Annotated in this window: 17 protein-coding genes; 13 read left to right on the top strand and 4 right to left on the bottom strand. The window is 34.4% G+C overall.

Annotated features, from left to right (window positions below):
* Positions 1–52 precede the first annotated feature (52 nt).
* The 3 genes from G508_RS0114230 to G508_RS0114220 all read left to right on the top strand — a co-directional run bounded on the left by G508_RS0114230 (position 53) and on the right by G508_RS0114220 (position 2,992).
* The gene (locus G508_RS0114230; protein ID WP_026705954.1) at positions 53–1,300 is read left to right on the top strand and encodes a hypothetical protein; all 1,248 of its coding nucleotides are present in this window, start codon (positions 53–55) and stop codon (positions 1,298–1,300) included.
* A gap of 191 nt (positions 1,301–1,491) precedes the next feature.
* Positions 1,492–2,418 carry a geranylgeranylglycerol-phosphate geranylgeranyltransferase gene (locus tag G508_RS0114225; RefSeq protein ID WP_084625996.1) on the top strand — a complete coding sequence of 309 codons (927 nt, stop codon included), beginning with the start codon at positions 1,492–1,494 and terminating at the stop codon, positions 2,416–2,418.
* On the top strand, positions 2,411–2,992 hold the full coding sequence (locus tag G508_RS0114220; protein WP_026705952.1) for a Maf-like protein: 582 nt from the start codon (positions 2,411–2,413) through the stop codon (positions 2,990–2,992). Before G508_RS0114225 ends, G508_RS0114220 begins: the two co-directional genes overlap by 8 nt.
* A gap of 6 nt (positions 2,993–2,998) precedes the next feature.
* Here the strand turns inward: G508_RS0114220 and G508_RS0114215 are convergent, their stop codons facing one another.
* Genes G508_RS0114215 through G508_RS19075 form a run of 4 tightly spaced genes read right to left on the bottom strand, consistent with a single transcriptional unit; the run spans position 2,999 to position 7,743 of the window.
* A complete protein-coding gene (locus tag G508_RS0114215) occupies positions 2,999–4,423 on the bottom strand; it encodes a glycosyltransferase family 2 protein (RefSeq protein ID WP_035694860.1) in 1,425 nt (474 codons plus the stop codon).
* Entirely contained in the window at positions 4,423–5,262 is an 840-nt protein-coding gene (locus G508_RS0114210; RefSeq protein WP_026705950.1) for a hypothetical protein, read from the bottom strand. Before G508_RS0114210 ends, G508_RS0114215 begins: the two co-directional genes overlap by 1 nt.
* 14 nt (positions 5,263–5,276) lie before the next feature.
* Positions 5,277–5,639 carry a response regulator transcription factor gene (locus tag G508_RS0114205; protein ID WP_026705949.1) on the bottom strand — a complete coding sequence of 121 codons (363 nt, stop codon included), beginning with the start codon at positions 5,637–5,639 and terminating at the stop codon, positions 5,277–5,279.
* Between the two features lie 37 nt (positions 5,640–5,676).
* Positions 5,677–7,743: a GAF domain-containing hybrid sensor histidine kinase/response regulator gene (locus G508_RS19075; protein WP_084625995.1), complete on the bottom strand. Its 2,067-nt coding sequence runs from the start codon at positions 7,741–7,743 to the stop codon at positions 5,677–5,679.
* Positions 7,744–8,046: 303 nt separating this feature from the next.
* On the opposite strand from G508_RS19075, the gene G508_RS0114195 reads away from it, so the two are divergent.
* The 10 genes from G508_RS0114195 (at position 8,047) to G508_RS0114150 (ending at position 15,224) form a co-directional block, all read left to right on the top strand.
* Positions 8,047–8,583, top strand: coding sequence for a mechanosensitive ion channel domain-containing protein (locus G508_RS0114195; RefSeq protein ID WP_026705948.1), 537 nt, complete (start codon positions 8,047–8,049; stop codon positions 8,581–8,583).
* A 115-nt stretch (positions 8,584–8,698) separates the two neighbouring features.
* Entirely contained in the window at positions 8,699–9,895 is a 1,197-nt protein-coding gene (locus tag G508_RS19070; RefSeq protein ID WP_051197659.1) for an AI-2E family transporter, read from the top strand.
* Positions 9,896–9,930: 35 nt separating this feature from the next.
* On the top strand, positions 9,931–10,761 hold the full coding sequence (locus G508_RS0114185; RefSeq protein WP_084625994.1) for an MlaE family ABC transporter permease: 831 nt from the start codon (positions 9,931–9,933) through the stop codon (positions 10,759–10,761).
* Positions 10,758–11,537, top strand: coding sequence for an ABC transporter ATP-binding protein (locus G508_RS0114180; protein WP_026705946.1), 780 nt, complete (start codon positions 10,758–10,760; stop codon positions 11,535–11,537). The genes G508_RS0114185 and G508_RS0114180 overlap by 4 nt, the downstream gene beginning before the upstream one ends.
* Before the next feature lie 6 nt (positions 11,538–11,543).
* Positions 11,544–12,320: an MlaD family protein gene (locus tag G508_RS0114175; RefSeq protein ID WP_026705945.1), complete on the top strand. Its 777-nt coding sequence runs from the start codon at positions 11,544–11,546 to the stop codon at positions 12,318–12,320.
* A 612-nt stretch (positions 12,321–12,932) separates the two neighbouring features.
* A complete protein-coding gene (locus tag G508_RS0114170; RefSeq protein WP_026705944.1) occupies positions 12,933–13,358 on the top strand; it encodes a sll1863 family stress response protein in 426 nt (141 codons plus the stop codon).
* A 23-nt stretch (positions 13,359–13,381) separates the two neighbouring features.
* Complete coding sequence (locus G508_RS0114165) at positions 13,382–14,035, top strand: porin family protein (protein ID WP_084625993.1); 654 nt, start codon at positions 13,382–13,384, stop codon at positions 14,033–14,035.
* A 100-nt stretch (positions 14,036–14,135) separates the two neighbouring features.
* Entirely contained in the window at positions 14,136–14,414 is a 279-nt protein-coding gene (locus G508_RS0114160; RefSeq protein WP_026705942.1) for a YtxH domain-containing protein, read from the top strand.
* Between the two features lie 77 nt (positions 14,415–14,491).
* Complete coding sequence (locus G508_RS0114155) at positions 14,492–14,854, top strand: hypothetical protein (RefSeq protein WP_026705941.1); 363 nt, start codon at positions 14,492–14,494, stop codon at positions 14,852–14,854.
* Entirely contained in the window at positions 14,841–15,224 is a 384-nt protein-coding gene (locus G508_RS0114150; RefSeq protein WP_026705940.1) for a hypothetical protein, read from the top strand. The genes G508_RS0114155 and G508_RS0114150 overlap by 14 nt, the downstream gene beginning before the upstream one ends.
* Positions 15,225–15,335: the final 111 nt, after the last annotated feature.

Here is a 15,335-nt window from a genome sequence, read left to right as displayed (position 1 = left end):
TACGGTTATAAGTAAAAAAACCAAAAACTTTTAACCAATAAATTTCCACATTATGAAAACCAAGATACTTACCCTCGCCCTGTTTGCTTTCTTATTTGCAAACGAAACCAATGCACAAGATGTGACTACGGTTAATGCTAAAAATTCTGATATTAGCGATAATTTAGATTTGAGAGCTGTTGCATCCATCTTTGGAGATTCTGAAAATCTTCAAGACTTTGAAAGAAGATTAAACGACCCTAAGAATCAAATATCTAATCTTGATTTAAATTATGACAGACAAGTTGATTATTTGAGGGTAATTGAATCAGTTGAAAGAAACACGCACTTGATTATACTTCAAGCCGTTTTGGAAAAAGATGTTTTTCAGGATGTTGCTACAATTGAAGTAGAAAGAGACAACAACAATAATGTTCAAGTTCAAGTTGTAGGTGATGTTTATATGTACGGAAGCAACTATATTTATGAACCAGTTTATGTAACAAGACCTGTTATTTTTGGAGTGTTTTGGGTAAATGCATACCGTCCTTACTATTCTCCATATTATTGGAATTATTACCCAGGATATTATTATGGATGGGCTCCATACCCAGTTTACAGATATAGAAATCATATTCACGTTCACATCCATGAGCACAACACTTACAATTATGTAAACGTTAGAAGAAGTGAGAGAGCGGTTGCTATGCACAGCACAAGACGTGCAAATGGATATGAAAGACAACATCCAAACGAATCTTTCACAAGAAGAAACAACAACATAAGCAACAGACATGAATTGGTTCAAACAAGAAATGCTGAAGGAACTAGAACCAATACTGGTGTTAGAAATTCAAATGCTGCAACAGCAACACGAAACAATTCAACTGCTACGACAAGAACAAATACTACCCGAAACAATTCCAATGTGGCTCCTACTAGAGCAGAATCTGGAAACGTTAGAGGAACTGGTGCAACGAGATCAACTCAGGTAAGAACTGAAACTAAAAGTGTAAAAGCTAAAGATGCGGCTCCAACAAGAAGTCAAACCGTTAGAACATCCACTCCAACAAGAAATGCAGCGGTTAGACCAGCAGCTTCTACTAGAAATAATAGCAGTTCACAAAGAGTAATGTCTGAAAGAGTAAATTCTAACAGAAATGCAACTCCTCCAGCAGTGAGATCAAGCTCTCCAACGGTTCAACCCCAACGAAGCACTCCGGCACGTTCACAAAATGCGACACCACAAAGGACTCAACGAGTTGAAAGCTCTTCACCGAGAAATAATGGTGGATCAACAAGAGGTGGATCAAGAGGATAATTTAATTTCATAAAAATATAAGAATACCCGAAAATGATTTCGGGTATTTTTTTTTTGTCAAATAAATTCAAAATAAAGTATTGGTAATCTGCTTAAAGAAATTATCTTTAGGTAGTGTTTAAAAAATCTAATTCAGGATTTAAAAAACTATTTTTCAATATTTTACGAATCAAGAAACCCTTTATCCCGAAATGAAATTATTAAAATTAATACGTTATCAGAATTTATTAATGATTGCTTTGATGCAAATCATTTTTAAATATGGCTTTTTAGACCAGCAAAATATTCCGCTTGCCTTAAATGATTGGCAGTATTTGCTTTTAGTTGCAACCACTGTTTTGATAGCTGGAGCCGGATATCTGATCAATAATATTTTTGATAAGGAAACCGATACCATCAACAAACCGGAAGAAGTTGTGATTGGAAAAAGCATCTCCGAAGACAAAGCTTTCAATCTATACATCGCCATGAATATCATAGGTGTCGGAATTGGATTTTATCTTTCCAATTTTATTGAAAAACCAGCCTTTGCACTACTATTTATATTGATTTCGGCCACTCTATATCTTTATGCTTCAAGCTTGAAACAAAGTTTGTTAGTTGGAAATGTAATTGTAGCTATCCTGACTTCAATGAGTGTGATCATAATCGGAATATTCAATCTATATCCACTGATTACTTTGGAAAACCAAGCCTTTTTAGGTCTGATTTTTAGAGTGCTTTTGGATTATGCTATTTTTGCCTTCGTGATTAACTTTATTCGAGAAATCGTCAAAGACCTTGAAGATGTTAATGGAGATTATAACCAAGGAATGAACACTTTACCTATAGCACTTGGCGTTACAAGAACAACCCGAGTGGTTTTCCTGCTTAGTTTTATTCCAATTGTTGCACTACTTTATTACATCAATGAATATTATTTTGTAAATGAATTGTATATCGCGACCATTTATTGTTTGCTATCAATTGTGGCTCCGCTGATTTATTTTACCGTAAAAAGTGCTTCCGCAAAAAACAAACAGGACTTTCATCATCTGAGTTTGATATTGAAATTTGTTATGCTTTTCGGGATTTTATCGGCCTTGGTTGTAACTTTAAATATCAAATTAAATGCTTAAGGAAAAATTTAAAAATCATACTATCATATTAGCTTCAGGATCCCCAAGAAGACAGCAATTTTTGAAAGATTTGGATTTGGATTTTGAAATCCGATTGAAGGAAGTAGAGGAAATCTATCCTGAAGGGCTTGAAGCCGAAGAAATCACTAATTTTTTAGCCGAATTAAAAGCCAATGCCTTTGAAGGCGAATTGAAAGAAAATGATATCTTGATTACAAGTGATACAATCGTTTGGTTTGACAATAAAGCTTTGGGCAAACCAAAAAATTATGATGATGCATTTCAAATATTAAAGTCGTTATCAGGAAATACTCATGATGTCATTACTTCTGTTTGCATCAAAACTATAGAAAATACTGATGTTTTTTATGAACTCACAGCTGTTACTTTCAACGAATTGCCAGACGAAGCGATACATTATTATCTTGAACATTACAAACCTTATGATAAAGCTGGAGCTTATGGTATCCAGGAATGGATTGGCTTTATTGGTGTTTCAAGAATAGAGGGATCTTATGCAAATGTCATGGGATTGCCAGTTGATAAAGTATATTCGTATCTGACAAATTTCTAATCGAAATTATTTTTTTTGGAAACCTTTTCGGGTCATTTCGCCCCAACCTTTCGTGCCTCTAATTTTTTCCATATATCCCACCAAGGCTGCATAGACGGCAATTGGATGGAAATACAAAGGCTCGATTAATGCACCACCTAAAAGTTTTAGAAAATCCTTGATCTTTGGATATTTATGATAGGTTCGTTCTTCGCTGTACAAGGCAATTACCGAAAACATCACGGCAAAGAAATACACAAAAAGAACCAACAATAAGAAAAAATGCCAATACAAAAGTCCCAAAATAATAAATACAGCCGTAATTAGCAATCCTAAAAACTCGATAAAAGGGGCTAGAAATTCGAAAAATGTCCAATATGGGACACTTATTGTTCCTAACAATTTATATTTCGGGTTCATAAACATTTTCCTATGGATCCATAGGGTTTCGATAGTCCCTCTCATCCAGCGGCTTCTCTGTTTTTTGAAAATCGTAAAACTTTCTGGAGCTTCAGTCCAACACAATGGATCCGGAATATAACTAACGGTATAAGGAAGTTTTTTATCGTGCATATAACGTCGCATTCTCACGACCAATTCCATGTCTTCACCAACCGTCTTATGATCATAACCACCGGATAAAATTGCAATTTCTTTATCAAATGCTCCAAAAGCTCCACTAATCAAAAGCAAACCATCAAGTCGTTCCCAAGCCATTCTACCCAAAAGGAAAGCCCTTAGATATTCCAAAACTTGAATTCGTGGCAACATCTTGTCAGGAATATTCACCTCAACCAATCGTCCGTCTTTTATGATGCATTGGTTCGCAATTCGCACCACTCCACCAGTTGCAATCACTCTTTTCTCTGTTGATTCTAAAAAAGGTTTAGCTAGTTTTAGCAAAGAATCCTTGTCCAAAATACAATCCACATCAATGCAAACCACATACGGGTTTTGAGCAATATTCAAACCTACATTTAAAGCATCAGCTTTGCCTCCATTTTCCTTATCGACCACAATCAATTTTTTGTAGGCAGCATTTCGGGATTGATAGATAGCCTTAACTTTTTTAGTTGGAATTTTGGTTTCAAATTGCAATTCGACAAGAATTAAATCATAGGTATTGATTAATATTTCCATAGAATTATCCTTACTGCCATCGTTCACAACAATTACTTGATAATTATTATAATTCAATGACAATAAAGATTTTACATTTTCTTCAATCGTCATTCCTTCGTTATAAGCTGGGGCAATAAGCGATAAATGTGGAGCAAATTCAGTCGAAAGCAATACTTCATAATTCACGAAACTATTTTTCTTCAAATGCTCTTTTAATTGCTTTACTGATAAATGAGCCAAAATCAAATAGGACGACATGATCAAGATGGCATACACCATAATCAGGATAAGATACAACTCTACAAATTGATGTAATTCGCCCGTGAACATTATACTTTGGAAGATTTAGGGTTTACAAATAAATGCAATACATTTTTGGCTTCGCTTTTAATCTTTTCACTATTTGTGGTAGCAATTAGCTCGTTGATAAAAACGGCTTTTTGCGATAAATAAAGTGTTTGGATAATCTTCAAACCAAGACTCACAACCGTTTTATTTTTAGATGTCAAGAGCAATTCGATACCATTTGTATTTTCTATATTTCCTTTTTTAAATGCCGAAAGAATATTAAGCTGTGTCCAAGTATCAATTGGGTCTTTGTGATCGATCAAGTGTGTAATTCCGTTGGTACCATTGAGTTTAATACAGGCATTTAAAGCTGTAATTTTAAGGGTTTTATTCTTGGATTTCGAAATTTTCACTAATGTGTTGAATATTTTTGACACATTCATTTCAGCTAGTTCCTTGATTCCCTTACACTTTATTTCCCAATGCCTGCTTTTTAATTTTTCGAAAGAATCATTAATCAAATTTGATTCAAAATAAAAAGATTCCAATTTCTTGGCATAGACTCCTTCATAATTTTGATGCAAATTAATAACCGATTCCAGCAATTGATTTCTGAAAAGTGGCTTTTGATTCAGGCTAATAAAATCCTCTTCCTTTTTTATGCTTCCATAATTTTCAGTACCAAAAAGAATGGAAAACAGCATCTTTTCAATACTGATTTCATATTTTCGAATTAATCTTTCATTTCGGATTTTTGTTGACCTGCTAATCATAATCAACACAAAAAGAACAACCGTAACAAGTATAAATAAATAAATGGAATAGACCAGAAAAGGTTCTACCCAAGTTTTACTTTTATATAATTGCCACAATTCGTTCATCCAAAAAGTACTAATTATTTCAAGTTTAATAATTTATTCATCCTAACTAAGAGAACAGAAGGACTAACTGGTTTCGGAATGAATTCATTTGCTCCAATATCAAACGAATCCAATTCGGTTTGCTCGACATTAGAAGAAGTGAAAATAATAATTGGAGTATCGAGGTTCAATTGGGTTCTAACATATTGCGTAATTTCCATTCCGCTACATCCTGGCATGTTGATATCCGTCAAGATCATATCAAAAACCGTTAGCTTGATTGCCTCGAGTGCTTCTTTACCATCTGCATATTGATGGACTTCAAATCCTTTTGCTTCTAGAAAAAATGACAGTGATTTTCGTAATAATTCATTGTCTTCTGCTAAAATTAATTTCATAAACTAGGTTTAATTGGTGGAATAGATTTGGGATCTATTATACTTGTTTTGGTGTTGCATTATGCTCCAAAGTATTTTTTTGTAATGCATCGATTGTTGCTATTAATTTTGCTTTAACGGATTGAAATCTTTCAATTATTTGAAAACTCAGTTGTGAATCAACAGTCTCTTTTTCTATTTCATCCAAATAATTGGCTTCATTTTTCAATCCAAATAATTGCAATGAAGATCTCATATTATGTGCCATCGCCATAATGGTTTGATAATCTCGTTCGATAATTGCTTTTTCAAGCAAATTCATTTCGGCAGGTATCTTATTCACAAATAAGGCAATCATCTCGTTTTTGAATTCAACATTTCCTGAAGTAAGTTCCATCAAATAAGAAAAATCAACTTCGTCAGTGTTATTTTCGACATTCTCAAGTGGAGCCATTACTAATAATTCTTTTGTTTTTTGTTCCAAAACATTTTGAATGGTCAAAAGCAAATCTTCTTGTCTAAAAGGTTTTGGCAAATAACCATCCATTCCAATTTCCAAGCATTTTTGTTGTTCTCCAACCAATGAATGAGCTGTCATGGCCACAATTGGAATTTCTGATTTTAGTTGCTGTCTAATATAAATCGTTGTTTTATAACCATCCAATACTGGCATCTGCAAATCCATCAAAATCAAATCATATTGATTTTTAAGCAACATCTCAATTCCTTCCTGTCCGTTATTGGCTATTTCGATGGTAAATCCAAAATTTTCAATAACATTTTTTGTCAAGCTTTGATTCAAGATATTATCTTCACACAGCAGAATAGAAATTTTACCCAAGGATTTTTTTGAAGATGTGATTTCGTGAAGCTGTTCTATTGAATTACTATTGTCTTTTGCAAAATTCAATTCAAAATAAAACTCTGAACCTCGACCTACTTTACTTTTCACCGCTACAGTTCCGTTTTGCAATTCTACCAATAGTTTTACAATGTTCAAGCCCAATCCTGTTCCTCCAAATGTTCGAGTAGTACTTTCTTCTGCTTGTGTAAAACGGTCAAAAATAGTTTCCAGTTTATCTTCGGCTATACCAATTCCCGTATCTTTTATTGAAAACTTCAGGGTATAACTTTCATCGGTTTCCTCGATTTTTTTGACAGCAATAGTAACTTCACCTTCTTCAGTAAACTTCAAGGCATTTCCAGCAAGATTCATTATAATTTGGTTCAATCTCCCCTTGTCTCCCACTATGGTTTCGGGCATATCAGCATCTAAAAACAAATTGAATTCAATATCTTTTTCAGATGCTTTTACCTTCAATAGATCATACACATGCTTTAACGTGTTTTTTAAATTAAAAGGCTGAGCTTCGATCGCTAATTTACCCGATTCTATTTTTGATAAATCTAAAATATCGTTGATAATCAACAATAGATTTTCTCCAGCAGTTTGCACATTATTCACAAACTGGGTTTGCAAACCATCGAGTTTACTTTGTAGCAAAAGTTCTGTAAAACCCATTATGGCATTCATCGGCGTTCTAATTTCATGACTCATATTGGCCATAAAACTATCCTTTGCATATACTGCCTTTTCGGCAATATTTTTAGCTTTTATCAACTCCTGGTTTTTAAGCTTCAGTTCAAGTTGCGTCATGATGTGCTTTGCAAATGTCGAAAGTGCGGTTCGTTCTGCATCATGGATTTCTCGCGGAATCATATCAACGGCACAAACAGTTCCGATGTTATATCCATCTGGAGTTGTGATGGGAATTCCTATATAAAATCTCACGTTCAAACCACCAGTGACATGAGGATGGTTTTTAAAAAAATCATTTTCTAAAGCATCTGGAACCTCTACAATTGAATCTTGCTTTATGGTATATTGACAAAAAGTTTCCTCTGAAGGAATCTCTGAAATTTCTAGTCCTACTGAAGATTTGAACCATTGCCTTTTATCGTCAATAAATGAAATATGGGCTATTGGAACTTTACAAATATGAGCGATTAATTTGGTAATATCATCATATTCCTCTTCAGACAATGTGTCTAAGATATTATATCGGTATAAAGCCTCTACTCTTTCTTTTTCATTAGAATTAATCGCCATTAGTTTTTCCGTCATTTTTAAGATAGTGCTATGTGTGTTACAATCAATTTTCCATTCACTAAATTATAAACGAAAAAACAAATTTCTAGGTTTTTTCAATCCAAAAAAAGTAACAGATTCTTTGCTTTTATATTTTGTTTTATTGGGAAATAATCGGGTTTCAAATATACTAAAAAAGCTTTTGAAATCTACACTTTTAAAGTCATGTTATTAAGTATTTTATAAGATGCTATTAATGTATTCTTAATATTTTTCCAGAAAATAATTTTACTACAATAAATCTTATAACTTTGGTTCAAATTTGAATTTCAATCAAAAATGATATCCATAACAACTGCCCATTTACAAGAAATAATAAGTACAATTATTTTAATTGTTTCGGCTCTTTTATTACGTTTTGGGGGAGCTAAACTCGTTCGGAAATATTCCACAAAAAGTGAAATCCTTGAACATAGGATTAACTTGGTCATAAAATACATCAATATTTTTGTAACTGTTTTATTCTTTATTACCTTATTTCTGATTTGGGGAGTTGAAACAAAAGATCTCTTTCTAACGGTTTCATCTGTTTTGACTGTAATTGGTGTTGCATTATTTGCACAATGGTCTATTTTGAGTAATATCACTTCGGGGATTATCTTGCTTTTTTCATTCCCTTTCAAAATTGGAGATACCATCAAGATTCATGATAAAGACTTCCCTATCGAAGCTGAAATCGAAGACATCAGTACGTTTCATACCCTTCTCAAAACAAGTGAGGGAGAAGTTATCACTTATCCAAATACTTTACTGCTGCAAAAAGGCATTTCGATCATTAAACATCATACCTTTGATAGTAGGGATTTTACAGATTAGTTTTACTAATTACGTGTAAATTATATAACAAATTACCCAAGTACTGTAACGTGTTATCCCATCATTAATATAATATTTGCTAAAGTTTAAGTACCCTAACTTTAGATAGTATTATATGAATGAAATTTACAAATTTCCTTTCTATGCTAAATTGGCATTTGTTTTATTGAGTTTAATTTCGATCTTCTTCATTTTTTATATTGGACAGGGGATTATTATTCCAATAATACTGGCCATTCTTTTTTCCATACTACTCAGACCCGTGACGTTGTTCCTGAAATCGAAGCTTCGTTTTCCACACATTCTTGCCGTTATTGTTTCAGTGCTGATGTTTGTTTTATTAATAGTGGGTATTATCACTTTCCTTTCCTGGCAAATTAGCGATTTTGTTGAGGATTGGGACAAGATTCAAAGTAACATTAAAATCCACTTTGCCAACATTCAGGCCTATGTTCGCGATCATTTCAACATCAGTACAAAAGAGCAAGAAGAATACATCAATTCTGCCACTTCAGATTCATTGAAATCTGGAAAGGAAATGATCGGTTCTACCCTAATGTCCTTTACCGACACTTTGCTTAATTTGGCTTTGGTGCCTATTTATATGTTTCTGTTTCTTTTATACCGAACTCATTTTGTCAAATTCCTGTGTAAACTATACAAACCAGAACACCACGAAAAATTGCAGGATATCATGGCAAATATAAAACTTGCCGTAAAAAGTTACTTGGTTGGTTTGAGCATTCAGCTTATTAGTGTTGCAACTCTAACCAGCATTGGATTGTCAATTGTGGGAGTAAAATATGCCATTTTATTAGGTGTGATTACAGGAATTCTAAACCTAATTCCGTATGTAGGTATTATGTTTGCCTATGTTATTAGCGTTTTCGCTTCACTAACAGGTTCTCCAGATTTATCTTTAGTAATTGGCGTTTTGATTGTAAATGCAATCGTTCAATTTATTGATAACAATATATTAGTGCCAATTGTTGTGAGCTCAAAAGTAGAAATCAATGCACTGGTTTCCATCGTTGGAATCATCATTGGAGGATCTATTGCAGGAGTTGCCGGAATGTTTCTGGCTATTCCGCTAATTGCCATCCTGAAAGTAATCTTTGATCGAATCGAAGGGCTGCAAGCTTGGGGCTATCTAATGGGAGACGATTTACCCAAAACCTATGAATGGCGTCACATCAGGCTTCCGCTTTACAACTTTGAGAATGCTTCGGATACTATCAATGTGAATAGAGTTGAAGAATCTAAAACTATTTTTACAGAAACAACTACCCGAGATGAAAATAATAATGAGTAAATCTCAAATTAATCTTTAAAAAATCTAATCTTCAAATGAAAAAACCGATTACAAAGATTAAAACATACGCTAGGAGAAAAACCGAAGGTCTAACAGACGAAACCATCAACCGTAAAAACAGTTTTCAAAAATTCCTGATTGATGTAGCGGATGTGTTCATGTTTGTAGCTACCGTTTTCAAAAACACATTCGCTCGTGGCTTTGAATTCAAAGAGTTTACCAAGCAGTGTTTCCAGATAGGAAACAAATCATTAGGACTAATATCTGTTACAGGATTGATCATTGGTTTGGTTTTAACCATCCAAGCACGACCAGTTCTAGTCGATTTTGGAGCTGTAACGATGCTTCCGGGAATGGTTACTATCTCCATCATACGAGAAATGGGTCCTGTGATTACCGCCTTGATTTGTGCCGGTAAAATTGGATCGAGCATGGGTGCCGAAATTGGCTCTATGCGTGTTACTGAACAAATTGATGCCATGGAAGTTTCATCTGCAAATCCTATAAAGTTTCTAATTGTTCCAAGAATTTTGGCTGCGACATTAATGTTGCCGTTATTGGTTCTTTATGCAGATGCTCTAGGAATTCTTGGAGGTTGGCTGGCTGCCAATATCAAAGGCGATGTGAGTTTTATTTTATTCATCACTCAGGCATTTGGCGATGTAGAATTTGGTGATTTATTTCCTGCCATCATCAAGACCTTTTTCTTCGGATTAGTGATTGGAATGGTTGGTTGCTACAAAGGATTCAATGCAGGAAGAGGAACTGAAAGTGTTGGAATTGCAGCCAATTCAGCAGTTGTAATGTCTTCTCTATTAGTGATTATTGTAGATTTAATTGCGGTTCAAATAACAGATATTATATGATAGAAGCAGCTACAAATACAGAAAACGTAATCGAAATCAAGGACCTTAGAATTGGCTTTGGTGATATGCAAGTGTTAGATGGATTAACGATGGAGCTTCGAAAGGGAGAAAATCTAGTTGTTCTTGGAAAATCAGGTACTGGAAAATCAGTTCTCATTAAATGTATTGTTCGTTTGCTTAAAGCAGATTCTGGAATGATCAACATTATGGGAGATGAAGTAAACAGTATGAAATATGAAGAACTAGAAGATGTTCGTCGAAAAATTGGTTTCCTTTTTCAAAGTGGAGCTTTATATGATTCTATGACGGTTCGACAAAATCTTGAATTTCCGCTAAAGCGAATGAAAGAAAAGATATCTGATGAGGAAATTCAAACCAAGATCAAAGAAGCTCTGGAAAACGTAGGCTTGCCTGATGCGATAGACAAAATGCCATCCGAGCTTTCGGGAGGTATGCGAAAAAGAATCAGCTTGGCGAGAACCATCATTGTGGATCCTGCCATTATGTTGTATGACGAACCTACGACTGGTTTGGATCCTGTAACTTCACATGAGATTAGCTTGTTGATTAATGATATTCAGAAGAAGTATAAAACCTCTTCCATCATTATCACGCACGATATTGAATGTGCACGAACGGTGGCAAACCGGTTAATCATGCTTCAAGAAGGAAAAGTGTATAAGGAAGGTAAACTGGATGAATTTGAAAATACTGATGATGCATTGGTCAATTCATACTTCCAAAGTAATAATAGTAGAAACCCAAAAGAATTATAAAAAAATATGGAAACGAAAAGCAACAATTTTAAAGTACGTCTGGGATTATTTATCCTTGTAGGGATCATCCTTTTTTTCCTGGCGATATTCGTTATCGGGAAACAAAAAAATCTCTTTGATCCGGTAATCAAGGTTACTGCCGATTTTAGAAACGTTAGCGGACTCCAAGTGGGTAACACGGTTCGTTTCTCTGGAATCAACATTGGAACGGTAGATAATATCAGAATCATCAATGACTCGATGGTAAAAGTGGATATGCTGATCAAGAAGGATGTTCAAAAGTTTATCAAATCTGATAGTCAGGCCGGAATTGGTTCTGAAGGGATTATTGGTGATAAAGTCGTAGTGCTTTCTCAAGGAAATCCAAATTCACAAATCGTGAAAGATGGTCAGCGAATTGCTTCAACCGAACCAGTGGAAACCGATGCCATCATTCAGAGTTTGCAAGTTACATCTGACAATGCAGCAATCGCTTCGGGTGAAATTGCCGAGATATTAATCAAAATAAACAGTGGTGACGGAACTCTTGGCCGATTGATCAATGACGAGAGCATGGCCCAAGAAATTGATCAGACCATCAGCAACTTAAAAAGCAGTACGAAAGGTTTAGATGAAAATATGGAAGCTGCAAAACACAACTTCCTGCTGAGAGGGTATTTCAAGAAAAAAGAAAAAGAAGAAGCCAAGAAGAAAAAAGAAGCTGAGGAAAAAGCTGAGAAGGCAAAAAAGGAGGCGGAAAAAGCTGCTGAAAAAGCAAAGAAGGAAGCTGAAAAGAAAAAATAATATGACTGCTATGAAAACTAAGAAACTACATTCCAACGGATGTAGTTTTTTTTTGGGTTTAAGGTTTAGGGTTTAAGGTTTAGGGTTTAAGGTTTAGGGTTCGGAGTGGTTAATAAACTGTTTCTTTTCGTTCTATTACTGTATTGTTTTTATATGCTACTGTACTCTTTTTGATTTTTACCGTACTTTTTCGGGTTGTCCCACACTCTTTTGGATTTCTACCGCACTTTTTCGGGTTTTCCCTCACTCTTTTGGATTTCTACCGCACTTTTTCGGGTTGTACCGCACTCTTTTTGATTTTTACTGTACTTTTTCGGGTTGTCCCGTACTCTTTTTGATTTCTACTGTACTTTTTCGGGTTCAACCCTACTCTTTTAAATTTTTACCGTACTCTTTTTGATTTCTCCTGTATGAAATGGAATTGATGTGCCTTGGTGTGATTATTTTGGCCTTTAAAAGTAAAAACTACAGTGTTTTGGATGTAAAACCCCAATAAAATAGGGCTTTGTAAGAAATATATGTGAATATTGTAAAATATAAAAAAAGTACTGTAACAGAATCCTTTGATAGTTGTGGCATCTTTGTAATGTAAACTTAACACACTTATTAATTATGAAAAAGTCAATTTTAACACTAGGAATGATCGCGATGTTATCGGCAGGAACTTTAACAAGCTGTAAAGACGGAGAGTCAAAAGTAGAAGATGCTCAAGAAGATGTTTTGGAAGCAAAACAGGATGTAGCCGAAGAACAAAATGAGGCTAATCAAGAGTATGAAAACTACAAAATGGAAATCAATGAAAAGATTACCAAAAACGAGCAAAAAATTGCCGACTTGAAAGTTAAGAAAATGACTGGATCTGCAGATGCTCAAGAACGTCACAACAAAAGAATTGCTAGACTTGAAGAAAAAAACACAGAGTTGAAAGCTAAACTTGATCAATACACGACATACAGTGCTGATACTTGGGAGGCCTTTAAAGCTGATGTTGACAGTGCTGCTGATGCATTAGAAAAAGAGTTTGAATCAGAAAACTAATAAAAGAAAACGAAAAAAAAGCTATGAAAAAGATGTTTAGATCAACGTTACTGTTATTTGCTATGGCAGTTTCAACGACAGGTTTTGCTCAGGATGATACAGCAAGTTCATCAACTGATACAAGAGAGAATTTTAAATTTGGTGTAAAAGCCGGTATCAACTTATCGAATGTATATGATGAAGAAAATGATGAATTGGTTGCAGATGGCAAAGTAGGATTTGCGGGAGGTGCTTTTATAGCGATCCCATTTGGCAAATTCATTGGAATCCAACCAGAGATTTTATATTCTGAAAAAGGATTCAAGGCTGAAGGAAGTTTCCTGGGGGCTGATTATGAATTTACAAGAAAAACATCTCACTTGGATATTCCGGTTCACTTGCAAATTAAACCAACCGAAAACCTTTCGTTATTAGTGGGGCCTCAATTTTCTTACTTGTTGAGTACTGAAACAGAATTTAATGATAACTCAGTAGGTTCAGAAGAGGACATCAACGATGACAATTATAAAAAAGGAGTTTTTGGTGTTTCTGCAGGAGTTGATTTCAATGTAGATCAATTCGTGATTTCTGCAAGAGCAGCATGGGATTTGAGCAAAACTGATTCAGATGGTGAAGAGTCATCTCTTCGATATAAAAATCAAGTTATTCAGTTTACAGTAGGTTACACGTTTTTATAGAGGTGGGAATCATTGCAATTTGAAAAAGAAATACCTGTAAAAGACCGCTATATCTTTTACAAAAAATTTAAAATAAATTATTAATTAAAAACAATTAGATATGAACTCAGGTAAAGTAGTATTAGGAGCGTTAGCAGGATTAGCTGCAGGAGCAATTTTAGGAATTTTATTCGCACCGGATAAAGGAACCAACACACGTAAGAAAATTGCCGATAAAGGCAAAGGATCAATCGATGACATCAAAAAGAAATATGAAGATGTTATTGGAACCATTTCTTCAAAATTTGAAAGCGTTAAAAACGATGCTTCCAACTATTATAATGAAGGAAAAGAACTTGCAGCAGATGCTAAAAAGACTGTTGAAAGCAACGTAAAATAATAGTAAGGTCCGTTGAGTAAACCTATTTTGGGCTACTTGACGGACCTACTTTTTTTTTAAATAAAACACAAAATATTATGAATGATAAAGTAATCTTGGTTGAAATGCTTTATGAAAAAGCAGAACAATATGTCAAAACGACCCTCGAAGTCAATCGTTTAAAAACGATCGATAAGGTAACAGATGTTTTTGCTTCGGTAGCTTCACGGTTTGCTATAGTAGCAATTATTGCTTTATTTTTTGTGTTATTGACGGTTGGAATGGCACTCTATCTAGGAGAATTACTAGGAAAAAACTATTATGGTTTCTTTGCATTAGCCTTGTTTTATGGGGTTATGGCAGTTGTTTTTATCAAGATGAGAAAACCATGGCTGGATGATAAATTGAACAATTATCTGATTAACGAAATCTTTAAAGAGAAGAAAAATGCAAGTAATTAAAGACGATCGATCATTGGCAGAAGCCATCCGAATTATGGAAAACCAGCAAAGGGCCGAACTGGATTTGCTCAAGAGACATTTTGAGTTCACAGTTGATCAATTGAATCCCGTTAATATAGTAAAGGAAAAAATCAGTGAAGCCGTGTCCTCGATTGGTGAAACTATTTCTTCTGACAGTTTTAAAAGTAAGGCGCTAAAATTTGGCGTAGGCCTGGCTAGTGGTTTCCTTACCAAAAAAATAATTGTAGGTTCATCCGGAGGTATTTTCAAAAAACTACTTGGAATGGCAGTTCAAGCTGGTGTTTCGGGCTTAGTGATGAAAAAAATGCCTACCCCAATGGATGATGATCGCGACAACTACAGAGAATAACTATTGAAAAAAATTACACTTCTATAAAATTTCATTATCAAGCAATTAGAAATTGTTTTTAGTTTAACACCCGTACATCATATCTGATTTGCAAATTACACTACTAAATAC

The organism is Flavobacterium soli DSM 19725 (assembly GCF_000422705.1).
Lineage (GTDB): Bacteria > Bacteroidota > Bacteroidia > Flavobacteriales > Flavobacteriaceae > Flavobacterium > Flavobacterium soli.
This window is presented reverse-complemented; position numbering and strand designations above follow the sequence as displayed.